General features: G+C 64.5%; 24 protein-coding genes. 12 read left to right on the forward strand and 12 right to left on the reverse strand.

The window, feature by feature from the left end; genetic code table 11:
* Window positions 1-126: 126 nt before the first annotated feature.
* Entirely contained in the window at window positions 127-1902 is a 1776-nt protein-coding gene (locus tag NKH30_RS01145; RefSeq protein WP_352994056.1) for a tetratricopeptide repeat protein, read from the reverse strand.
* A 333-nt stretch (window positions 1903-2235) separates the two neighbouring features.
* On the opposite strand from NKH30_RS01145, the gene NKH30_RS01150 reads away from it, so the two are divergent.
* From NKH30_RS01150 to NKH30_RS01160, 3 genes are all read left to right on the forward strand, one after another.
* A complete protein-coding gene (locus NKH30_RS01150; RefSeq protein ID WP_352993867.1) occupies window positions 2236-3321 on the forward strand; it encodes a helix-turn-helix transcriptional regulator in 1086 nt (361 codons plus the stop codon).
* A 406-nt stretch (window positions 3322-3727) separates the two neighbouring features.
* The gene (locus tag NKH30_RS01155; RefSeq protein WP_352994058.1) at window positions 3728-4795 is read left to right on the forward strand and encodes a YadA-like family protein; all 1068 of its coding nucleotides are present in this window, start codon (window positions 3728-3730) and stop codon (window positions 4793-4795) included.
* 10 nt (window positions 4796-4805) lie between these two features.
* Window positions 4806-5438, forward strand: a complete 633-nt coding sequence (locus tag NKH30_RS01160; RefSeq protein ID WP_352470686.1) for a hypothetical protein — start codon at window positions 4806-4808, stop codon at window positions 5436-5438.
* A gap of 19 nt (window positions 5439-5457) precedes the next feature.
* Here the strand turns inward: NKH30_RS01160 and NKH30_RS01165 are convergent, their stop codons facing one another.
* Entirely contained in the window at window positions 5458-6063 is a 606-nt protein-coding gene (locus NKH30_RS01165) for a TetR/AcrR family transcriptional regulator (protein WP_352470687.1), read from the reverse strand.
* A gap of 104 nt (window positions 6064-6167) precedes the next feature.
* Between NKH30_RS01165 and NKH30_RS01170 the strand changes: the two genes are divergently transcribed.
* Window positions 6168-7601: an MFS transporter gene (locus NKH30_RS01170; RefSeq protein ID WP_352470688.1), complete on the forward strand. Its 1434-nt coding sequence runs from the start codon at window positions 6168-6170 to the stop codon at window positions 7599-7601.
* Between the two features lie 37 nt (window positions 7602-7638).
* Here NKH30_RS01170 and NKH30_RS01175 read toward each other — a convergent pair whose 3' ends face one another.
* Window positions 7639-8655, reverse strand: a complete 1017-nt coding sequence (locus tag NKH30_RS01175; protein ID WP_254818409.1) for a polyprenyl synthetase family protein — start codon at window positions 8653-8655, stop codon at window positions 7639-7641.
* 426 nt (window positions 8656-9081) lie between these two features.
* Here NKH30_RS01175 and NKH30_RS01180 point away from each other — a divergent pair, with 426 nt between their 5' ends.
* The 6 genes from NKH30_RS01180 (at window position 9082) to moaB (ending at window position 12776) form a co-directional block, all read left to right on the forward strand.
* Window positions 9082-9306 carry a putative signal transducing protein gene (locus tag NKH30_RS01180; protein WP_023674082.1) on the forward strand — a complete coding sequence of 75 codons (225 nt, stop codon included), beginning with the start codon at window positions 9082-9084 and terminating at the stop codon, window positions 9304-9306.
* On the forward strand, window positions 9306-10106 hold the full coding sequence (locus tag NKH30_RS01185; protein WP_352993870.1) for a tRNA1(Val) (adenine(37)-N6)-methyltransferase: 801 nt from the start codon (window positions 9306-9308) through the stop codon (window positions 10104-10106). Before NKH30_RS01180 ends, NKH30_RS01185 begins: the two co-directional genes overlap by 1 nt.
* 87 nt (window positions 10107-10193) lie before the next feature.
* Complete coding sequence (locus tag NKH30_RS01190) at window positions 10194-11051, forward strand: S49 family peptidase (RefSeq protein WP_352470690.1); 858 nt, start codon at window positions 10194-10196, stop codon at window positions 11049-11051.
* Window positions 11052-11132: 81 nt separating this feature from the next.
* Complete coding sequence (locus NKH30_RS01195) at window positions 11133-11318, forward strand: membrane protein (RefSeq protein WP_023674078.1); 186 nt, start codon at window positions 11133-11135, stop codon at window positions 11316-11318.
* Window positions 11319-11344: 26 nt separating this feature from the next.
* Window positions 11345-12247, forward strand: a complete 903-nt coding sequence (locus NKH30_RS01200; RefSeq protein WP_352470711.1) for a 4-(cytidine 5'-diphospho)-2-C-methyl-D-erythritol kinase — start codon at window positions 11345-11347, stop codon at window positions 12245-12247.
* Window positions 12234-12776, forward strand: coding sequence for a molybdenum cofactor biosynthesis protein B (moaB, locus tag NKH30_RS01205; protein ID WP_352993872.1), 543 nt, complete (start codon window positions 12234-12236; stop codon window positions 12774-12776). Before NKH30_RS01200 ends, moaB begins: the two co-directional genes overlap by 14 nt.
* Window positions 12777-12806: 30 nt before the next feature.
* Here moaB and NKH30_RS01210 read toward each other — a convergent pair whose 3' ends face one another.
* Window positions 12807-13781 (reverse strand): phytanoyl-CoA dioxygenase family protein, encoded by a 975-nt coding sequence (locus NKH30_RS01210; RefSeq protein ID WP_352470692.1) that lies wholly within the window; start codon window positions 13779-13781, stop codon window positions 12807-12809.
* 190 nt (window positions 13782-13971) lie between these two features.
* On the reverse strand, window positions 13972-14475 hold the full coding sequence (locus NKH30_RS01215) for a glycosyltransferase (RefSeq protein WP_292664385.1): 504 nt from the start codon (window positions 14473-14475) through the stop codon (window positions 13972-13974).
* Between the two features lie 151 nt (window positions 14476-14626).
* Here NKH30_RS01215 and NKH30_RS01220 point away from each other — a divergent pair, with 151 nt between their 5' ends.
* Entirely contained in the window at window positions 14627-15781 is a 1155-nt protein-coding gene (locus NKH30_RS01220; RefSeq protein ID WP_352470712.1) for a PA0069 family radical SAM protein, read from the forward strand.
* Window positions 15782-15948: 167 nt separating this feature from the next.
* Window positions 15949-16644, forward strand: coding sequence for a ribonuclease HII (gene rnhB / locus NKH30_RS01225; protein ID WP_352470693.1), 696 nt, complete (start codon window positions 15949-15951; stop codon window positions 16642-16644).
* A 256-nt stretch (window positions 16645-16900) separates the two neighbouring features.
* Here rnhB and NKH30_RS01230 read toward each other — a convergent pair whose 3' ends face one another.
* From NKH30_RS01230 to NKH30_RS01260, 7 genes are all read right to left on the reverse strand, one after another.
* Complete coding sequence (locus NKH30_RS01230) at window positions 16901-17392, reverse strand: F0F1 ATP synthase subunit B (protein WP_023674071.1); 492 nt, start codon at window positions 17390-17392, stop codon at window positions 16901-16903.
* A gap of 10 nt (window positions 17393-17402) precedes the next feature.
* A complete protein-coding gene (locus tag NKH30_RS01235) occupies window positions 17403-17978 on the reverse strand; it encodes a F0F1 ATP synthase subunit B (protein ID WP_352449932.1) in 576 nt (191 codons plus the stop codon).
* Between the two features lie 65 nt (window positions 17979-18043).
* Window positions 18044-18268, reverse strand: a complete 225-nt coding sequence (locus NKH30_RS01240) for a F0F1 ATP synthase subunit C (protein WP_006206606.1) — start codon at window positions 18266-18268, stop codon at window positions 18044-18046.
* Window positions 18269-18335: 67 nt separating this feature from the next.
* Entirely contained in the window at window positions 18336-19094 is a 759-nt protein-coding gene (locus NKH30_RS01245; RefSeq protein WP_352473358.1) for a F0F1 ATP synthase subunit A, read from the reverse strand.
* Between the two features lie 70 nt (window positions 19095-19164).
* Window positions 19165-19563 carry an AtpZ/AtpI family protein gene (locus tag NKH30_RS01250; protein WP_352473359.1) on the reverse strand — a complete coding sequence of 133 codons (399 nt, stop codon included), beginning with the start codon at window positions 19561-19563 and terminating at the stop codon, window positions 19165-19167.
* 255 nt (window positions 19564-19818) lie between these two features.
* Entirely contained in the window at window positions 19819-21003 is a 1185-nt protein-coding gene (locus NKH30_RS01255; RefSeq protein WP_352473361.1) for a cell wall hydrolase, read from the reverse strand.
* Window positions 21004-21110: 107 nt separating this feature from the next.
* A complete protein-coding gene (locus NKH30_RS01260; RefSeq protein WP_352681110.1) occupies window positions 21111-22430 on the reverse strand; it encodes an MFS transporter in 1320 nt (439 codons plus the stop codon).
* Window positions 22431-22432 lie beyond the last annotated feature (2 nt).

The following is a 22432-nucleotide window of genomic DNA, read 5'->3' on the forward strand; positions in this document are numbered from 1 at the left end:
AGCGAAGCTCGGTCGGATGAGGGGTGTTCCAGCTTGGCACCGACGGCAATCCGTCCGACACCCCTCAACCGTCTCGGCGCTGCGCGCCGATCCACCTTCTCCCACAAGGGGAGAAGGAAAGAAGGGTCACCCCTTAGGGGCGGGCGCCGGCAAGGGCTTTACGTTCGGGGTTTCCTGCGCCGTGTTGGATTCGATCGGCGGCAGGCCTTTCATCAGCTTTTGCTGCAAGGCGGCAAGCACATCCGGGTCCGGCTTCAGGTCGCGCGCCTGATTCCACTGGAAGGTGGCTTCCAGCTTGCGGCCGACGCGCCAGTAAGCGTCGCCGAGGTGATCGTTGAGCACCGGATCCTCCGGCTTCAACGAAACGGCGCGTTCCATTTCGCGCACTGCATCGTCGAACTGGCCAAGGCGGTAATAGGCCCAGCCCAGCGAATCGACGATGTAGCCGTCGCTCGGCCTCAGGTCGACGGCCTTCTGGATCATCGCGAGGCCTTCCTTGAGGTTCATGTTCTTGTCGACCCAGGAATAGCCGAGATAGTTCAGAACCTGCGGCTGGTCGGGGTAGAGCTCCAGCGCCTTCCGGAAATTCGGCTCGGCCTTCGGCCATTCCTTCAGCCGCTCATAGGCGATGCCGCGCTGGTAGAAGATGTTCCAGTTGGCGGCGGTCGGCGTCTTCAGCACCTCGACTGCCTTGTCGTAAAGATTGGCGGCGGAGCGGAAATCCTCCTTCGAGGAATAGACGCCGCCGAGCGCCAGATAGGCGCGCATGTCGTCTGGATGCGCATCGACGATGGCCTTGAGGTGAGTGATCGCCTCGTCGTTGCGGTCGAGATCGGCAAGGTTGAGGCCAAGCTGCAGGTCCGAAAGCTCCTTCAGCGGCGAGCCAGCGGGAATGCGGCGATAGAGCGCGATGGCGCCCTCGCCGTCTTTCAACTGCTCGGCAACGGCGGCAAGCTGAACGAGCGCCGCGTCGTTGTCGGGCCGCAGCGCCAGGGCATATTGCAGATAAAGCCGCACGAACGGCTCGCCGCCGCCGCGGTTGAGCGCGGTGGCGAGATCGAGCAGGATTTCCGAGGCGCCGTCCGACGGACCGGCAACGAAGGGCTCGATCTTCTCGCCCTTGTTGATCTTGTCGCGAAGGGCCGCAATCTCGACCTTGCCGGGGGCAAACGCCTCGGCCTTGTCGAGCACCGACAGCGCCTTGGCCTTGTCGCCTTTGCGGGCGAGGAAAGAGGCGTAGGCCTGCGCGTTGCGCATCCATGTTTCGGGGGCCGCACCGCCGGCGGCCGTGTCCTGCACGGTGGCGGTGTAGAGCGCATCCGCCCTGTCGGGCAGGCCGGAGGCGTCGGCAATCAAGGCACGGTGGAAGGACTTGAACAGGCTGAACCAGTCGGGGCCTTGCAGCTTGTCGATGGAAGCCATGGCCTCGCCGGCGTCACCCGCACCCTGCTTGGCCCAGCCGGTCATGACGCCGGAGATCAGCCGGTCGAGATCGGATTCGAGCGACAGCTTGAGCCAGTATTCGGCCTTGGAGAAATCCTTCTTGTGGAAGGAATCGATGGCCAGCGCCAGGCGCGAGAAGCGCTCGACATCGGGAACCGCCTTGAGCTTGTCGGCATAGACCAGGGATTCGTCGAAGCGCCCCTGCGCGATCAGCGACAGCATCAGGCTCTGCTGCAGTCCCGTATCGTTCGGATCGAAGGCAAGCGCCTGCTTGTAATAGGAAATGGCGCTGTCGAGGTCGTTGTCGCCGTCGGCAATCCTGGCGGCGAGATAGGCCCCCGAGAAGGATGTGATCCTGACCGGCTCGGCGGTCTGTTTGGCATGCGCCGGCAAAGCCGAGATCGCCATGCCCGTCGCGATTGCCAGCCCCGTCAGCCAGCGCGCATATCCTTGCCGCATCATATCCCTTTCAGCCAAACGCCATCTCCGCGTCAGCGGGATCGCCGTAGACTCGATCTTTACAGGTAAAGCATGGCCTTTTTGGGGTCGTGCTTCAACCCGGCCCGAATTCACAATCGGGTCAAGCAATTAATAAACCATGCCGAAAGGGCCTGAACTGCGACTCTTGACCGCGTGGCGTCCGCTTTGGCGGTGCCTGCGCGGTGCTATTTCCCGACGCCGTAAGCGATCCCTAAGCGCCAGCGGTTGAAAGCTTCCGCCATGCAACCTTGCGTGGCAAGATGCGCGCTCAGTTCTTGCCTCGCCAGCCGTCAGGGGGTGCCGATGCTGGAAATGCCGCGAAACGAAGAAGCCTTCGCCATCGTCGACCGTATCTACGAAGCCGCATTCGCAGCCGAGCTGTGGCCGGATGCCTTGGAGGCGACCAGCGCGGTCTCGCGCTCGGCAAGCGGCGCGATCTTCATGATCAGCGATCATTCGCCGCTTCGCGCCATCGGCGAGGCGCGGGCCGAACCCTTGATCGACGCTTTCATGGCCGATTGGAAATTTTCCGAAAGCGTGCAGCGCATGTGCAGCACCCAGCCGGCAAGCTTTGTGCGGGTCGACGACTTCATGACCGGCGATGAGATCGAGCGGGACCCGATCTATGCGTGGGCAAGAGATTTCGGCGTCGGATCGCCCGTCTGCACGTCGATTCCCATGCCGAGCGGAGAGCTTGTGCTGTTCGTTTTCCAGCGCTGGCTGAAGGACGGCAAGTACGATCAAGCGGCGATCGACCTGCTGAACGGACTGCGTCCGCATCTGGCGCGGGCCGGCCTTGTCGCCGGGCGGCTCGGTCTGGAGCGGGCCAGGACCGCCGTGTCCATTCTGAGCGAGATCGAGCTGCCAGCGGCAGTCATGAGCGGATCGGGCCGCGTGCTGACGGCCAACCGCCTGCTGGAAGAAATGAAGGACGTCTTCATGCCCCAGGCCGGCGGCGGCATGGTGCTTGCGGACCTATCTGCAAACGCGCTTTTCCAGCAAGCCATCATGCACAACGCCGACCATCGCGTTGTGCGGTCCATCCCTGTCCCAGCCGTCGAGGGGCGGCCCGCGCTGATCGTACACCTTTTGCCGTTGCGCCGTGCCGCACATGACATCTTTTCGGGCGCGGATATCCTTGTCGCGGCAACCGCCGTCAGCATCAGCGCGACGGTGCCGTCGCCCGATATCCTTTCGGGCCTGTTCGACTTGACGCCGGCGGAAGCCCGGCTTGCGGTTGTGCTTGCCACCGGCCGGTCCGTGCAGGAAGCCGCCCTCGAAATCGGCGTCGCCGTCAAATCGGCCCGTACTTATCTCGATCGAATTTTTCGGAAAACCGGAACCGTTCGCCAGAGCCAGCTCCTGGCGTTGCTGAGAAGCGCGCGGCCGTTTTCGTGATTTCGGTCAGTCAACCGGCCCGACGTTGCAAGATTGCAACAGCCAGGACTGAAAACGCTGCAAGAACAGGGCGGAATGCCGCGAAGTGTAGGCATTTGCCGACTGTCCGGCCGTTGCCGGCTTCATGCATGGTCCATCTCATCGGGAGCTTTGCGATCGGCCGGCGCCGTTCTGGAAAGAAGGGGATAATTCGATGAAGAGCCGTGTTGTAGAAGGCTTTGAGTGGTCGGCTGCATTGGGGGCTGCCGGCATCCTGATGTCGTCCCGCGTGCCGGTTCGCGGGGCCGGAGCTTTGGTGATAGCCGCGGCAGCCGGCCTGGTGGCCCTCGCGCCGACTCCGGCGGCTGCGTTTGTGTGTGAAGATATAAATTATGGCGCAGATGGCGCCGGGGCTTCGCCCACTGGTATGGCATGCGGAACTATCGCCCAAGCTGCGGGCGGATCCTCGACGGCGGTCGGCGGTAGAGCCGTTTCTGATGGAGACCTCAGTACCGCTCTTGGCGATGATGCGTGGGCCGGGGGAATCTCGGGTCCCATCAACCATAACAATGCAAGCACGACGGCTATCGGCGCCCGTGCTCAGGCTGGTGCGGGAGGCCCTAACCAGGCCAACGCTACCGCTCTTGGCGCCTCGGCCAAGGCGAATGCGGTGAATGCCACCGCCCTCGGCACCGGTGCGACGGCCAATTTTGCCGATTCAGTCGCCGTAGGCCAAGGTGTGACCACGACACGCGCCAATCAGGTGGCTATCGGCAACAGCAGCGCCACCTACACTCTGTCGGGCATCAACAGCGCAGCCAGCAGGGAGGCCCAGAGCGGACCGAAATATCTGGTGACGTCCGACGCCGCGGGCAATCTGGCGACCGCTTCCGTGAACATCGACGAACTCGAAGGACTGGCCGACGACGTTGCAGCCCATACCACCCAGATCGCCTCGCTCAACACCACGGTAAGCAGCCACACGATGCAGCTTGCCGATCACGAGACGCGCATTGTCAACAACACCAACCAGATCAACGCGCTCAACACGACGGTCGGCGATCATACGATCCAGCTTGCCGATCACGAGGCGCGTATCACCAACAATACCAACACGCTCAACCTGCACACCGCGCAGATTTTCAGCCTCGACAGTCGCACCACGATCAACGAGGCTAACATCGCCCTGCTCGATGGGCGCGTCAGCGCGCTGGAGGGCGGGTTGCAGAACCTTGGCGAGCAGGTCAGCGAAAACCGCTCGGAAGCCCGCGCCGGAACGGCGCTTGCGCTGGCGACGGCGGGATTGCGTTACGACGACAGGCCCGGCAAATTGTCGCTGGCCGGCGGCTTTGGCCATTTCAAGGGCCAGTCGGGCCTGGCGCTCGGCCTTGGCTATAACACGAGCCTGGATTTCCGCCTCAACGCCGCCGTGTCGGCCTCCACCAACCGTGGCGATGTCGGCGTCAGCGTCGGCGCATCGTGGACACTCAACTGATGCAGCGGGCATGACCTCAATCTTGCCGGGATCGGTGCGGCCGACGGGCAGAATGTTGCTGGCCGCCTTGGTGCTGACGGCAGCCGTTCCGCAGCTTGTCCAGCCTGCCCTGGCGCAAACGTCGAAAATCCAGAAATCGGCCAAGCCCCAGGCGCCGAAGCCGGCCAATATCGACCGCAACGGCGTGCTGATCCTGGTGCGCGGCTCGCTGCTGGCGCTCGACCATGCCAACAAGACGGGGAATTACACGGTGCTGCGCGATCTCGGCGCGCCGGGCTTCCAGACCAACAATGCGGCCAAGCTTGCCGAGATCTTCGCCAGCCACCGCAATGACGGCATCGACCTCGGCGGCGTCGCGGTGCTGGAGCCGCAATTGACGCTGCTGCCGCAGATCGAGTCCAACGGCATGTTGCATATGGCCGGTTTCTTTCCCTCGGTGCCGATGCAGGTCAATTTCGAGCTGTTGTTTGCGCCGGTCGAACGGCAATGGAAGGTGTTCGGCATCTCGGTCGCGCTCAGCAAGGCCGGCCCCGAAGCGCCGGCGACGGAGCCGCAACCGCCAAAGCCTGTCGCCACCGAAATACCCGACCCGCCGACGCCGGCGGTCAATCCCAGAAGGGCCGCCGAACAAGCCGGCAAGTGAGGCATCACGGCCCTGAAACTCAGGACGTTTGCGAAAGGCTTGCGTCCAGCGCCTGCATGGCGACGGTGACAAGATCGTGCAGCCGCTTTTTCGGCACGCCGTCGCGTGCCTGCACCGAAAGGCCGTACATCAGCGTGGCGTAATAATCCCCCAACGTCTCGGCATCGGTGTCCGGCTTCAATTCGCCATCGCGCACCGCCTGCTTCAACCGCTCGACGATCGATGCGGTACGCGCCAGCCGATGCTCCGCCAGCCATTGCAGCACGGCGTCATTTTCGACGGCGCAATTGGTCGCGGCCGTCACCACCATGCAGCCCTGCGGCTGCCCCGGCCGCGTATAGATTTCGACGGCGTCGCGAAGCATGCGCTCGATGACGCGCCGGACATTTGGTTCTTCCTGCAGTGCGCGTGTGGCGAAGCCGCCCTCATTGGCCTCGTAAAGTGCCACCGCTTCGCGAAACAGATCCTCCTTCGAGCCGAACGCGGCATAGATGCGCGCCGATGCGAGACCAAGCGCCGATACGAGATCGGCCATCGAGGTGCCCTCGTAGCCGCGTCTCCAGAAAGCGTCGCGGGCTTTCTCCAGCGCCTGGTCGCGGTCGAACTCCCTTGGCCTTCCCGCCACGGCGGTCTCCAATTTTTGTCGATCAACAAATAATCCGCTTGACTTCGGATTGCAAATCTCAATTCTTTGTCGATCATTAAATAATTGTCGACAAGGAGACCGGCATGAGTTCACTGGATCAAGGCGCGCCGCTCGGGGCGATAACGCAGGGAGCAAGCAGGGCGAAACATGGCGCAACGCTGGCGCTGCTCGCCTTCGCGCAGCTCATCATCTCGCTCGACCTCAACATAGTCTTCGTGGCGTTGCCGGAGATCGGCGCCGGCCTCGGATTTTCAGGCCAGACCCTGCAGTGGGTGGTCAGCGCCTACACCGTCTTCACCGGCGGCTTCCTGCTGTTCGGCGGCCGGGCCGCCGACCTGATCGGCCAGCGCCGCGTCTTCATCTTCGCGCTCTGGCTCTACGCGCTCTCATCTCTGGTCGGCGGCCTCGCCTGGTCGCCGGAAATCATCATCGCGGCCCGCGCCGTGCAAGGCATCGGCGCCGCGTTCCTGTTTCCTGCGACGTTGTCGCTGATCAACCGCCTGTTCGCCGAGGGACCGGAACGCAACCGGGCGCTCGCCGTCTGGGGCGGCGCGGGCGCCAGCGGCCTGACGCTCGGTTCGCTTGCCGGCGGGTTTCTGACCAGCGCCTTCGGCTGGCCGTCGGTCTTCTACGTCAACGTGCTGTTGGCCGGGATCGCCATCATCGCGGCTTTCGCCATCATCCCGCGCGATCGCAAGCGGCACGAGCAGCGCAGCTTCGATCTGCCGGGCGCGCTGACCGTCACCGCAGGCGCGACGCTGCTTGTCTTCACCCTGGTTCAGGGGCCCGAATATGGCTGGGGCTCTGGCGCAATCATCGTCAGCGCAGCACTGGCGGCATTTTTCCTGATCGCCTTCACCGTGATCGAGGCCAACAGCGCCGACCCGCTGATGCCGCTGCGCCTGTTCCACAACCGCAGCCTCGTCGCCGGCATGACGATAACCTTCCTCTACATGGGCACTTTCGGCGCGCTGCCCTACTTCCTCACCGTGCTGCTGCAGAACGTGCACGGCTTCACTGCCTTGCAGACGGGCCTCGCCTTTCTCGTGCCGTCGGTCGCCATCGCCACCGGCACGCAACTCGGCGAGCGTCTGGCAACGCGGTTTTCGACGCGCAGCACCCTGGTCGGCGGCATGATCGTCGGCGCGGTCGGCACAGCATTGATGGTATCAGGCGCGACTGCCGACAGCAGCTATCTGGCCCTCGTACCCGGCCTGATCGTCTCCGGCGTCGGACAAGGCATCGTCTGGACCGCAATGTGGATTGCCGCCGCTTCCGGCGTTGCCCATGACCAGCAAGGCGTCGCCTCGGGGATGGCTTCGACGACGCTCAATGTCGGCAACGCCATCGGCATGGCCGTGCTGATTGCGATTGCGAACAGCCAAATCGGCGAATTGTCCGGCGATGCGTTGAAAATTGCCGTCGCCGACGGCATCCAGGTTGCCTTCCGGCTCGCGGCGGCGGGCATCGTCGTCAGTTTGCTGGCAGCAATAGTGCTTCCGGCAAAGGCTCGATGAGAACAGGCGGCGTCCCGGCCTCGCGCCGCGACGCCTGTCAATTCACCCGGCTGATGCAGAAATCGATGACGTCGATCAGTGCAGACTTCTGCGGCGTCGCCTCGAGCGGCGCCAGCGCGTCGCGGGCTATCTCGCCGAAATGGCGGGCGCGCCCGATGGTGTCGGCAATCGCCCCGTGGCGGAGCATCAGGCCGATGGCCTTTTCCAGCCCGGCATCGTCGGCCGCATTGTCCTCGATGGCGCGTTTCCAGAAGCTGCGCTCGGCCTTGGTGCCGCGCCGATAGGCGAGGATCACCGGCAGCGTCACCTTGCCCTCGCGGAAATCGTCGCCGACATTCTTGCCGAGATCCTTGCTGGTGCCGCCGTAATCCAGCGCGTCATCGATCAGCTGGAAGGCAAGGCCGAGATTCATGCCGTAGGAGCGAAGTGCCGCGCGATCATTGCGCGTCGCCTGGGCGATGACCGGGCCGACCTCGGCGGCAGCGGAGAACAGCGCCGCGGTCTTGGCCTTGATCACCGCGAAATGCTCGTCCTCGGTGGTCTCGAGGTTTTTGGCGGCGGCAAGCTGCATCACCTCGCCTTCGGCGATGACCGAAGCGGCGCTGGACAGGATGTCGAGCGCTTCCAGTGAGGCGACATCGACCATCATGCGAAAGGCCTGGCCGAGCAGGAAATCGCCGACCAGAACACTGGCCTGGTTGCCCCAGATCATACGCGCCGTCTTCTTGCCGCGCCGCATGCCGCTTTCGTCGACGACGTCGTCGTGGAGAAGTGTCGCGGTATGCATGAATTCGACCGATGTGGCGAGCTTGACATGGCCGTCGCCGGAATAGCCGAACATCTGGGCGGCGGCGAGCGTCAGCATCGGCCGCAGCCGTTTGCCGCCCGACGAGATCAGATGGTTGGCAATCTCCGGGATCATCTCGACATCGGAGCCGGCCTTCGACAGGATCAATTTGTTGACGCGCCCCATGTCGGCCGCGGTCAGGTCGATGAGGTCCTTTATCGAGGCGGCTTCGCGCTTCCCGTTTTCAATGTTGAGAACGACACCCACGGCAAAACTCCCAACCTCGATATGCACGACGGCAACATGGTCCCTGGACAGACTCTAGGGTGTCACCCACTGCTGCGGCAAGAGGCGAATTGGCGCGCCGGCTCTGGTACATGATCACGCCTACGTTTACATCAACGCCGCAAACTGCGAGTTTAGGGCCATGATCTATCGATATGATCGAAATGGTGTGAGGCCATCTGTCCGGATACGCGGAGCGAAGGCGCAGGAAGCCATTCGGCTTTCAAGTCCTTCGCGACAAAGTAGCCGGGCAGATGGACCACATCCTCCGGACGCCGAAACGGCTGCAAGCTGCGTCGTCGAACCGCTCGGCCGGGGGAAAGACCCCGACCTTCACGCTTCTCCTCGCATCTTCTTGCCGTTTCAGGCGCCATTTCGACCATATCGATAGATCATGGCCCTAATCCGATGATAGAGCTCATCCGCACCAACGACGCCGTCATCATTTCGTTTGTCGAATCGCTCATGCGCGATGCCGGCATCGGCTGTTTCGTCGCCGACCAGAACATGAGCGTCCTCGACGGCTCGATCGGCATCCTGCCCCGCCGTGTCATGGTGGACGCCGACAAGGCCGATGCGGCGCGGCGCATCCTGACGGATGCCGGCATCGCCAACGAGATCCGCCAAAAATAATGTCCGCGTCGCCCGCTGCCCTTGTCCCGGACATGCCGGCTCATACGGTCGATGCCTTTCATCGCGGTCGCTTCTGGCTGGTTCAGCCGAGAAAGGCAGGCCACCGCGCCGGCATGGATGCGATGATGCTGGCGGCTGCCGTGCCGTCCTCCTTCGCCGGGCGGCTTGCCGATTTTGGCGCGGGCGCTGGTGCGGCCGGCCTGGCGGTCCTGTCGCGCTGCCCCGGGGCCGCGGCCGTGCTCGTCGAGCGTTCCCCGGGAATGGCGGCCTTCGCCACCACCACGCTTGCCCATCCCGGCAATGCGCATCTCAGCGACCGCGCCTCGGTGCTCGTCGCCGATGTCGCGCTGTCGGGCCGGGCGCGAACGGCCGCCGGACTTGAGGACAACAGCTTCGATTTCGTCATCATGAACCCGCCGTTCAATGCCGCCGAGGATCGCGCGACGCCCGATCCGCTGAGAAAGGCCGCGCATGTCTCGGAGGATGGGCTGTTCGACAGCTGGATCCGCAGCGCGGCCGCGGTGGTCAGACCGGGCGGCGGGCTGGCCGTCATCGCCCGGCCGGAACAGCTCGGCGCCATCCTCGATGCCATCGCCGGCCGCTTCGGCGATGCCGAGATGCTGGCCGTCCATCCTCGCCCCGAAGCGGCGGCGATCCGCATCGTCGTCCGGGCAGCACTCGGCGCACGCGGCAAACTGTCGATCCAACCACCGGTGATGCTGCATGCCTATTCAGGCAATGGCCCTTCGGAGCGGGCAGAGCTGATCAATAACGGGCTGGCGTCGCTGTTCGGAGACTGATCCATTCTGATTGCCGGGGTGACGGCATTGCCGTTGGCCGGCGAATTCCTACATGCCTCAAGCAAATCGACCGGAGACCGCCCCCTCGTGAAACGCCTTTTCAACCGCCTGCTGCCGAAATCCTGGCGCTCCGCCGTCGTCACCATTCCGGTCATCCGGCTGCACGGCACGATCATGCCCGGCGGCGGCCAGTTCCGGCCGAGCCTGTCGCTCGCTTCCACCGCCGGCCTTCTCGAAAAGCTGTTTTCCTTCGACGCGCCGGCGGTCGCCATCTCGATCAATTCGCCAGGCGGCTCGCCGGTGCAGTCGCGGCTGATCTTCAGGCGCATCCGCGACCTGGCGAGCGAGAAGAACAAGAAGGTCCTGGTTTTCGTCGAGGACGTGGCGGCGTCGGGCGGCTACATGATTGCGGTCGCCGGCGACGAGATCTTTGCCGACCCGTCCTCCATCGTCGGCTCGATCGGCGTGGTGTCGGCCTCGTTCGGCTTTCCGGAGCTGTTGAAGAAGATCGGTATCGAGCGCCGCGTCCACACCGCCGGCCAGAACAAGGCGGTGCTCGACCCGTTCAAGCCGGAAAAGAAGGAGGACGTCGAGCGCCTGAAGGCGCTGCAACTGGAGGTCCACGAGACCTTCATCGACCTCGTCAAGGACAGGCGCGGCAGCAAGCTCAAGGACGATCCCGACCTGTTCACCGGCCTGTTCTGGACGGCCAAGAAGGGGCTTGAACTCGGGCTGGTCGATGCGCTCGGCGACATGCGCAGCGTGCTGAAGAGCCGTTTCGGGCCGAAAACCCAGCTCAAGCTGATCACCGCGCCGCGCGGCCTGTTCGGCCGCTTCGGCCTGTTCGGCTCGAGCTTTTCGGCGCCCGATGTCGCCGCCGCCGCGGCAAGCGGCGTCATCGATGCGGCGGAAGAGCGCGCGCTGTGGGCGCGCTTCGGGCTTTGAAAAGCCGGTGAAAGCGTCTAGCATTAATCATCAACCGACCCGACCGGCGGCCTTGCCGGCTTTGCGAGGGAGGAGTTTGACATGCCGCAGATCATTTTCTTCGCCGTCGTCGGCATTGCCGCCTATTTCGGCTACCGCTCCTTCGTCAGGGAAGCCGAGCGTGTGACCGCCAAGGTGCGGCGTACCGAAAAGCAGGCCGCCAACGGTACAATGGGAACATTGGTCAAGGACCCGAAGACCGGCGAATACCGTCTGGCCAAGGATTGACCGTCGTCCCCCTCGCGGCCGAGCCAGTGAACGCCGAGGCCGGCATCCGGGTTTCGCATGCGCACGCCAAGATAAATCTCGCGCTGCACGTCACCGGCCAGCGCGCCGACGGCTATCACACGATCGAAAGCCTGGCTGTGTTCACGCGCTTCGGCGACCGCATCGAAACGGAACTTGCCGACAGCGATGGGTTTTCCATGTCCGGCAAATACGCCTCCGCGGTGCCGGTCGACGACAATAATCTGGTGGTGAGAGCGCGCGATGCACTGCGGCGCGAGGCCGGTCCCCAGCACGCACCGGCTGTCGCCATCAGGCTCGAAAAGAACCTGCCGGTCGCGTCCGGTGTCGGCGGCGGGTCGAGCGATGCGGCGGCTGTGCTGCGCGCCCTGGTCCGGACCTGGAGGCTCGACATCGGCGATGCCGAACTGGCGCGGATCGGCCTGTCACTCGGCGCCGACGTGCCGATGTGCCTCGCAGCCAAGCCGCTGATAGCCCGCGGCATCGGCGACGAGCTGACGCTCGTGCCGGGTTTCCCGGCGCTGGGTCTGGTGCTCGTCAATCCCGGCACTGCCGTCTCGACGGCCGACGTGTTCGAGGCGCTTGGCCGCCGCGACAATGCGGGGCTGCCGCCGCTGCCGCGCAACCTCGACTTCCACAGCATCCGCAACTGGCTGGAGATCACCCGCAACGATCTCGAGCCTGCGGCGCGCGCAATCCAGCCCGCCATCGGCAAGGCGCTTTCCGTGCTCAACAAGGCCGGAGCCGGTTTTGCCAGGATGTCCGGTTCAGGCGCCACCTGCTTCGGGCTGTTCGAGACCGGCAATGTGGCCAAGCGCGCGGCCGTCGATATCCGCGGCCGCCATCCCGACTGGTTTGTCGCGGCGACGCGAAGCGTGACATCGGAGGCTGACGCCCATGGCCAGGATTGACGAGAGCCGCCCCTTCGTTCCCGTGCGCATCGCGGTACTGACCGTTTCCGATACGCGCAGCCTCGCCGACGACAAATCCGGGCAGACGCTGGCCGACCGCATTGCCGAGGCCGGCCATGTCCTGGCCGCCCGCGACATCGTCACCGACGACCGCTACAAGATCCGCGACAAGGTCCTGGGTTGGTCAAGGGACGGAGCGATCGATGTCGTCATCACCACCGGCGGCACCGGCTTCACCGGCCGCGACGTGACGCCGGAAGCGCTGGAGCCGATCTTCGAAAAGCGCATGGACGGCTTTTCCGAAGTGTTCCACCGCATCTCCTACGACAAGATCGGCACTTCGACGATCCAGAGCCGGGCAACCGGCGGCGTCGTCAACGCCACCTTCGTTTTCGTGCTGCCGGGCTCGCCCGGCGCCTGCAAGGACGCCTGGGACGGCATCTTGAAGCCGCAGCTCGACTATCGGCACATGCCCTGCAACTTCGTCGAGATCATGCCGCGGCTGGACGAGCATTTGCGGCGCGGCTGAGAACCGAGGTATCAGCCAAGCGACCTCGGTTTAGCGAATGACCGGCTCGCCGTGAAAACGCCGGCGCGACGGCGGCGAGACGCCGAAGCCGACTTCCATCATCAGCCGCGGCGTGCGCGTCGGCACGGTGCCCATATGGAAGCCGAACGGATCCTCGACAAAGCCGAGGCCGGCCGGCCCGGTCAGCGTGACCGGGCTCTGCTCGCCGTAGACGCCCAGCACCTCTTCCGCCGAATGGCCGACCAGCAGCGTCAGCTGATGCTTCAGGATGCGGCGGTTGTGGGAGCCGCGGACATAGACATGCGGCCCAGTGTCGGCGTCGACCGGCACCAGGTAGAAAAAGAATTTCAGCATGCGCCAGTCGTCGAGGTCGAAATGGTATTTGCCGAGCGAGGCCATGTTCTTGTCGGCGTCCGAGACGCCACCGGTCGGAAAGCTCCACCAGACGCGGGTGGTGATCAGCTTGGCCTGGCTGCCGAGATAGTGCGCTGCGATATCGAGAAGCAGCGGATCGCGCTGCACGGCGACCGCAGCGTTGCAGTCGAGGACCCGTTCGAAATAGTGACCGCTGAGCAGCGGGCGGCTGAAATGCTTTTCGGCATCGGTGTGTTTTTCGGGCAGGAATTCCAGCCGGCGGTCGAAATTGCCGAAGCATGGCGTGCGCTCGGCGAAGCGGGCGATCTCCTCATGGATGGCGGCCGGCAGCATCAGGCCCGAATAGAGCCCCTCCGTCCGCAGGGCGCCGACGACGGCATCGCGATCGACGCCGGCGAACATCGTTTCACCGACATTGCGCGCCGGTGGAACCGGCTTCGCACCGCGCCAGTGCAGGCGCCGCGCCGGCATGGTGCGGGCCAGCATGAACATCGGCAGCCATGCCGGATTCTCGCGAAGGTCGGAAAGATAGGTCGGGATGCGGGCGGCGATGCGGCGCAGCATGCCGCCGTTTCGTGCGATCGCCTCGAGGCTTGCGGCGCCGGACTTGTCAGGGCTTGAAAGGGTCATCGGGGTCCTCAAAATATCGAGGGAACAGCATCGACGACAGTCGTCGTCACCGCTCCGGCACACCCCAAACCCATTCGCCCGTATCGCCGGAAATGGTAACCCCCGGCCAGATTTTGTGCAATGCACAATAAGCGACGACCCGCCAGAAAATTTGTCTGGGCGGAGTTCCCATAACCGGGACGGTAAGCCGTCACTTCCGCGGCGCGACCCAGATCTCGGCGTGGAGCCTCCTGGTCGCCAGGCCGCGGGCGATCGCTTCGGCGCTGCGGGCGTTCTTTGACAGCGCCGCGGCCTGACGCTTGCTGATCACCAGGCCTTCGGCGAGAGCGCGATTTCCGGCAAAGACGCGCGACAGGAACGGCGCGCGGCTGCCGCGTGCCCGCGAGAACCGCGCCGCCATGGTTTGCCTGGCGGTATGGGCGACGACCTCGTCGATCCAGCCCTCCCCCAGCCGCGCGCCCGGTTCCAGCAAAAGCAGCCAGTCGCCCTTGGCCTGCCTGATGCCGGCGGCGATGCCGCCGCTGACATAGTGGCAGCCGGCATGTTCGGCGACGCGGTGCGTCTGATCGGTCGAGCCGGTGTCGCAGACGAGAACGTCGCGCACCACGCCTTCGACCGCGCCGCCGATCAGCGAGGCGAGCGTGCGGGCAAGGCCCTCCTCGTCATTCAGGGTTTCGATCAGGACGCTGAGCATGTTTAGCCGAATAGCGGAAAGCGGTGGGCAGCGCCAGTTTTTGCGGCGCACCGCGAGAAAGTTCTTGCTTTGTTCTCATCGATACGATAGGAATACATTCATGAGCAGAGCGATTCGACAGCGGGCGGACAGTCCCTGGGAAAGGGCCAAGATGGAACAGATCGTGCGTGCCGATATTGCAGCCTTCGGCGCTGGCAGGGCCGAAATGGCGAATGCGATGATCGAGCAGAGCGGCATGCGTGTCCGTCCGGACCGCAACCGCGGCAGGTCGGCGGGCATCAATCCGTCCGGCCGTTTCGAGCCGGTCAGCCGGCATGTGTTCGACGATGGATGGAATTCGCTGGAGGAGCTGCCGCCGTTCAAGACCGAGGTACAGGTCGAGAAGCCGCGCACCATCATCACGCGCAACGAATCGCCCGACATCTCCTTCGACCGCTCGATCAACCCCTATCGTGGCTGCGAACATGGCTGCGTCTATTGTTTCGCGCGGCCGACGCACAGCTTCATGGGGCTGTCGCCGGGGCTGGATTTCGAATCGAAGCTGTTTGCCAAGCCGGATGCGGCGCGGCTGCTCGACAAGGAATTGTCCAGGGATAATTACCAGCCGCGCACCATCGCCATCGGCACCAACACCGATCCCTACCAGCCGATCGAGAAGCAATACCGGATCATGCGCGAGATCCTCGAAGTGCTGGAGGCGCGCGGCCATCCGGTCGGCATCGTCACCAAATCGGCGCTGGTGACGCGTGACATCGACATTCTGTCGCGCATGGCCGAACGCGGGCTGGCCAAGGTGGCGTTGTCGGTGACGACGCTTGACCGCATGCTGGCGCGCACCATGGAGCCACGCGCGTCGACGCCGACCAAGCGGCTGGACGCGATCAGGCAGCTTTCAGACGCCGGCATTCCGGCCTCGGTGATGGTTGCGCCGATCATCCCCGGACTGACCGACCCGGAGATGGAGCGCATCCTCGATTCGGCGCAGGCAGCGGGGGCACGTGAAGCCGGCTATGTGCTGCTGCGCCTGCCGCTGGAGGTCGCGCCGATCTTCAAGGACTGGCTGCTGCGCCATTATCCCGATCGTTATCGCCACGTCATGTCGCTGATCCGTTCGATGCGCGACGGCAAGGACTACGATTCGGAATGGGGCAAGCGCATGAAAGGCTCCGGCCCCTATGCCTGGCAGATCGGCCGGCGTTTCGAGATCGCTGCCAAACGGCTCGGCCTCAACGCCGAGCGGCGCTCGCTGAGGACCGACCAGTTCATCCCCGCCGCCAAGGCTACCGAGCAGCTGATGCTGCTGTGACAAAGCGTCTCGCGCCAGCCGCTTGAAGCGGCCGCAGCAGGCGAAAAATCCCGTCCGGCCTGTCCTGTCCCCGGGCTTGCAGACGGTAGCCCCCTCCTGGTCCGGTGCCCCGCCCGACCCGGAGGGGACTTGCGGAGAATCGGAGCCGATGCGAACCTCGCCGCACCATGGCTCGCCCGCGTTCCGATTCTCCGCTTCTCTTCGAAATCGTCGAGAAACCCGACTTCTCGTTCGAGACGAGGGCGATGGCCGAAGGCCTTTGGCCGGTGGCGGGGATGGACGAGGCCGGCCGCGGCCCGCTCGCCGGGCCGGTGGTGGCGGCAGCGGTGGTGCTCGATCCCGCCAACATCCCCGACGGCCTCGACGATTCCAAGCGGCTGACGCATTTGCAGCGTGAGGCGCTGTTCCTGAAAATCCTCGGCTCCGCGCTCGCCGTATCGATGGCCTCGGTCAGCGCCGAAGGCATCGATGCCTCCAACATCCTCAAGGCCAGCCTGGAGGCGATGCGCCGTGCCGTGGCCGGCCTGTCAATCCGGCCGAAGCTGGCACTGGCCGACGGCCGCGACGTGCCGCCCGGCCTGCCCTGCGAGGGCAAAGCACTGATCAAGGGCGACCAGCGCTCGCAGTCGATCGCCGCAGCCTCGATCGTCGCCAAGGTGATGCGCGACCGCATGATGTGCGGCTGCGGCAGCCATCATGCGCGTTACGGCTTCGAGCTGCATATGGGCTACGCCACTGTCCGCCATCGCACGGCGATCGATCTGCACGGGCCAGTGGCGCGGCTGCACCGCGCCTCCTTCGCGCCGTTCCGGTTCGGCGGCACCGAGGTGCTGGAGGAAGAGGGTTTTTCGGATTTGGATTGACATTGCGAAGGCGGCTAGGCGCGGATCTCCTCCCTCGAGGGGAGATGGCCGGCAGGCCAGAGGGGGTCGCCTCGCGTGAAGCGCCAACGTTCTCTTTCGTTCCATAGGGCGTCGCGCCAGGACGTGCCGACCCCCTCTGTCGCCTTTGGCGACATCTCCCCCTCGAGGGGGGAGATTACGCGCTCAGTCGCTTTCGCCAACAAAAAAGCCGCCAGGTTTCCCGGGCGACTTTCGATGAATTTCTCGTCGAAGTCGCTTAATTCAGCTTCGACTTCAAATCCTGCAGCGAGGCGTTGAACAGGTCGGCGCCGGCCTTGGCGTCGATCTTGCCGGCCAGCAGCGCCCGCGCGGCTTCGACCGCGATGTCGACAGCGCTGGCACGCACTTCGCCGATCGCTTCGCGTTCGGCCTGGCCGATCTTCTGCTCGGCCAAGGCGGTGCGCCGGGCGACATAGTCCTCGGTCTTCTTGTGCGCCTCGGCGGCAAGCATGTCGGCTTCGCGCTTGGCGGCGGCGACGATGGCCGCGGCCTCCTGCTCGGCTTCCTTGCGCTTGCGCTGGTATTGGCCAAGCAGCTGCTGGGCTTCTTCGCGCAACCGGCGCGCTTCCTCGAGCTCGGAGCTGATCTTGTCGGCACGCGCATCAAGCGCCTTGGCGATCATGCCCGGCACCTTGATGTAGATGGCGATGCCGAGGAAGATTACGAGGGCAACAGTTGCCCAAAGCGTCGCGAGAGATGTGGCGTCCATGATGCGCTCCTCACCCGGCCACGGATTTGACCGCGGCCGCGATTTCGGCCTTGCTGGCCTTGCCGCCGACAAGCGCCTCGACGATGGCCGAAGCGGTGTCCTCGGCGATCGTGCCGACTTCCTTCATGGCATTGGCCTTGATGGAAGATATACGCGCCTCGGCCTCGCCAAGCTTCTGGTCAAGCGCTGCCTCGATCGTCTTGCGGGCAGCCTCGGCTTCCGCCTTGGCCGCATCGTTGGCCTGCTGGCCGATCGCATTGGCCTTGCCCTTGGCTTCCGCCAATTCCTGCTCATAGGCGGCAACGGCGGCATCGGCCTCGCTTTTCAGCCGGGCAGCATGGTCGAGATCCTGGGTAATGCGGTCGTTGCGCACGTCGATGATGCCGCCAACGCGCGGCATCACCACCCGTTTCAAGAAGAGATAAAACAGCCCGAAGGTGATTGCCAGCCATAGAAGCTGCGAGGGGTACGTCGCCGGATTGAATGGCGGGAACGTGCCGTGCGCCTCGGCAGGCACGCCGGTGCCAGCGCTGCCGCCTTCGACGGCGGGCGCGGACTCTTGCGCAAAGGCAGATGTCACGAACATGGACTATCCCCGAAATTCAGGCCCGCCGCAGGATCGCGGCCGGCCTGTTCAATTCTTCCCAATGTTCAGCCGAACAAAGCGAGAAGCGCGATGAGAAGCGAGAAAATACCCAGCGCTTCGGTCACGGCGAAGCCGAAGATCAGGCGGCCGAACTGGCCGTCGGCTGCCGACGGGTTGCGCAGCGCGCCCGCCAGATAGCTGCCGAAAATGTTGCCGAGGCCAATGCCCGCGCCGCCCATGCCGAGGCATGCGATGCCGGCACCGATGTACTTTGCTGCTTCTGCGTCCATTTGTTCAACTCCTTTGGATCTAAAATTCCGTTGCAAAATCGATCCGGCGGCAATGCCGGAAACCTTGTCAGTGCCCGGGATGCAGGGCGTCGTTGAGATACATGCAGGTCAGCACCGCAAAGACGTAGGCCTGCAGGAACGCGACCAGCAGCTCCAGCGCCGTCAGCGCCACGGCCATCGCCAGCGGCAGAACCGAACCAGCCACGCCGACCGCGCCGAGCGCGCTCAGGCTGACGACAAACCCCGAGAACACCTTCAGCGTGATGTGACCGGCGAGCATGTTGGCGAACAGACGAACCGACAGGCTGACCGGACGCGAGACGAAGGAAATCACCTCGATCAGCACCACCAGCGGCAGCAGGTAGACCGGCACGCCATGCGGGACGAACAGCTTCAGGAAGCCAAGGCCGTGCTTGGTGAAGCCGTAGACGAGGACCGTTCCGATCACCAGCGCAGCGAGGCCGAAAGTGACGATGATGTGGCTGGTGATGGTGAAGAAATACGGGAACAGGCCAAGCAGGTTGGCGACAAGCACGAACATGAACAGCGAGAACACGAAGGGGAAGAACCTCATGCCTTGCGTTCCCGCGGCGTCCCTCAGCATATTGCCGACAAATTCATAGGCCATTTCCGAGACCGACTGAAGGCGGCCCGGAACCAGGCTGCGGCTCGACGTGCTGAGGTAGAGAAACGCCGATGCGACAGCAACCGTCGCAAGCATGAACAGAGCCGAATTGGTGAAGGACAGGTCGTAGCCGCCGATGTGAATCGGAATGATCGGATGGATCTGGAACTGGTGGATCGGATCGACCTTGTCAGCAGCCACTTTAAATCCCCATCAAAGCCGCAGACGGCTTCAGCATTCTGTTCAATGCGCCGGCATGCGGCGCCTCAATTCATTCTTTCGGATCGCGCGGTTTGTCGCCCGTTCCGAATTCCGACACAAGCCCGGCTGAACGCAGGACGTTGAGCACGCCGGCGACAAAACCCAGCAGCAGCCCGACTATCAGACCCCATGGCGATGTCCCCGCCACGCGATCGATAAACCAGCCGAGAGCCGCACCGACCACTATCCCGGCGATGAACTCGCTGGACAGCTTGAGCGCCTGGCCGTACCCGGCCACACTGCCCGTTTTCCCGTCGTCTTTCCCCTCGAGCCGGTCCGGCCGCCTTGTCGCAAGCGATGCTTCAAGGTCGCGCCGGCGGCGCTCAAGATCGTCGTCGCGGATGTCGGCTTCATGCTGCTTGCCGCGGCCGGTTTTGCCGGTTCCGTCTGGCCCATTCTTGTCGGCCACGCAACCCCCCTGCCCGGTCAGACCGTCACCGTCCGTCCGCTTCTTAAAGTCGCCGGCAACATAGTTAGAGGGTCCGCGCCCGTCAAGCCACGGGCGGACGTTCAAGCTCAAGTATTTTTTCGTTATAAATCAGCCACTTGCTCGGGTGCGACATCGTGCCCGACGCGGTCTCTGGCGGGCTGCGGCCGAATCCCCGCGGCGATGCGTCTTCGATCGGCCGCTCTCGCGCGAAAGACGCAAGGGCTGCCCGAGCGCTCAGCTCCAGCCGCCACCATAGGTGCGGTAGAAGATGTGCAGGCCGATCCTGGTCATTTTCTGCATCGTCCGCGCCCAGCCCGGATGGACGTAGTCGGCGTAATAATGGGTCGACGAGCCGACTTCCGGAATGAAGATCTTGCCGGCTGTGACGGCCATGGCGACATCCTGGGCGGTCTTGTAGGCAGCGGGGTTGTCGATGCGCTTCTTCCTGCCGTCGCAGGCGAAGGAAAACTGGCAGCGGTTGAACCAGTTGTCGTTCTGGTAGACGACGCCGCAGATCGAGTTCGGATAGGCGGGGTTGCGGACGCGGTTGAGGATGACCTGGGCGACGGCGGCCTGGCCGCGCACGGATTCGCCGCGCGCTTCGAAATAGATGCCGTTGGCGAGACAGGCCTGCTCCGGCTTGGAAAAGACGCTCGCCGGCAGCGGCGTCTGCATCCAGGAATGATCGCCCTTGCTCAGCGGCGGAATGAAGCGACCGTCGTTCGGGTCCTCGTCCTGCAGCAAGGCCTCGAAGGGCGACGCCTGTGCATAATCGGGAGCGGACGAGGCGTAGGCGGTCGCCAGCACGTCAGGATGATCATTGTTGACCAGCGCGGCAAGCATCGCCGGCACGCCGGGATCCGGCTTCTTGTCGATGCGCGTGTGGAAGGCGGCGGCGATCTGGATTTCCTTGCCTTTGATCTCGGGCTTGGCGAAAGCCATCCTCAGGCCGCTGTCCATGCTTGGGCGGAGCAGCGAAGAGGTGCGCTCGAAGATCGAGCCGGCGTTGAAGTTCTTCGGCGGCGAGACGGGCGAGACCTGGATGATGCGGCCCTTCTTGTCGGCACGCGTGATGCGGTTCTCGTCCGGCGTCGTGGCGACGATGCCGCCCTTGCCGCGAAACGAAACGGCGCCGATGCCGGGCAGCTGGACACCGGAGCCGGAGAGCGAGCCGGTGCTGCTGGAATCGAGGAAGGGCATTTCGGCGGCGTGAACGGAGCCGGCGACGGATTTCTCGACATAGGCGTTCCAGCGGACGCTCGGCGCCTCCAGGCCGGAGACCAGGCTGGTCATGTCCTGATAGGCCGCGACCGTCGGAAAGCCGATCCAGATGCCAAGGCCAATAACGAGGGGAGACAGGAAGGAACGCTTTTTCTCACCGGCGGCGGCGACAAGCCGCGTCAAAACACGTCGATGCACGGAACTCTCCAGAAACGCAACGGACCCCACTGGAGAGCTACAATGATGCATTAACCTTGATGGGGCGTTAACAGCTTAGAACGTTGTTTTCCCATCTCGTGTCGAAGTCAGGCGCTTTTGCGGCCGTCGCTTGACGGAAGAAAGATCGGCCAGGCGATCAGCGCGCAAATAGCCGCACCCAGCCAGACGCCTGCCCACGAGCAGAGCACGAGAAGCCCGGGAATGGCGATCGGCACCAGGAAGAAGGCGATGAAGACCAGGCTGTTGGCGAGGCCGAGCGCCGTTCCGGCCTGGCTGGCGCCGGCCAGCGTCGCAAGCTCGGTGTAGGCAACGCCGTGCCAGGAGGAGACGCAGACGCCGGCCACGACCAGCATCGCAACGATCGCCGGCGACAGCATCGGCGCTTGGCCTGACAAGAATTGGCCCGAAAACAAGACGAGCGCCGCAAGCACGGTGAAGGCGGCCACGCTCAGCATGCTGCACAGACGCAGGAACGACCGGCGGTTGCCGTGACGGTCGGTGTAGCGGCCGCTCCAGACACGCATGACCATGGCGCCGACCTGCACGGCAGCGAGGCTGGCGCTGATCACGGCTGTTCCCATGCCGGCGAAATCATGCAGGAACACGGAAGCAAAGGTGAGCACCGCCACCTGCGGAAAGCAAAGCAGGCCAATGGCTGTCGCGATGCGCCAGACGGCCGGGTTGCGCAGCGGCGCCGGGCCGGCCGGCTTTGCCGCGCTGCTCGAACGGGCGTCGTCATGCGCCGGCGGCTGATGCAGCCAGCGCCAGGCGAGCGAGGTCGAGACCGCGGAGGCAGCCGCCAGCAGTCCGAAGACCGCCGTGAAGCCATGGGCCGAAGCGAGCGACGGCAGCACCAGCGCGCCAAGCCCGCCGCCAAGCGGCACCGCCGTCTGCCTGATGCTCATGGCAAAGCCGCGCTCGCCTTCGCCGAACCAGGCCATGATGGCGCGGCCGCTGGAGCCGTTGACGCTGCCGCCGAGCAATCCGGTGACCAGCAGGGCAGCGGCGAGAAGCGCGATGCCGGGAATATGGGCCGGTGACGGCACGACCAGCGCGGCCATGACAAGCAGCCAGACCGCGGTTGCGCCGAGCCCCGTCAGCAGCACGCGGCGGTCGCCCCAGCGATCGGTCAGCAGCCCCCACGGCAATTCGCTCAGCGCCACACCCAGGCCGAGAAGACCAAGCGCCAGGCCGAGCTCGCCATTGGAGAGATGATAGCCCGAGCGCAGGAACACCGCCGTGGCCGGAATGCCGGAGAAGGTCGCGGAAAAGCAGGCATTGGCGGCGACGCCGATGCCCAGCACCTTCCAGCGATGATTGGCTCGAAGCACCGCCGCCTCTGACGGGGTGGTAACGGCGGCCGGGCGAAGCGGTTTGCATTCTGCTCGTGTGGCGACAGCGGACATGG

This window comes from Mesorhizobium sp. M1273 (assembly GCF_040318195.1).
Classification (GTDB): domain Bacteria; phylum Pseudomonadota; class Alphaproteobacteria; order Rhizobiales; family Rhizobiaceae; genus Mesorhizobium.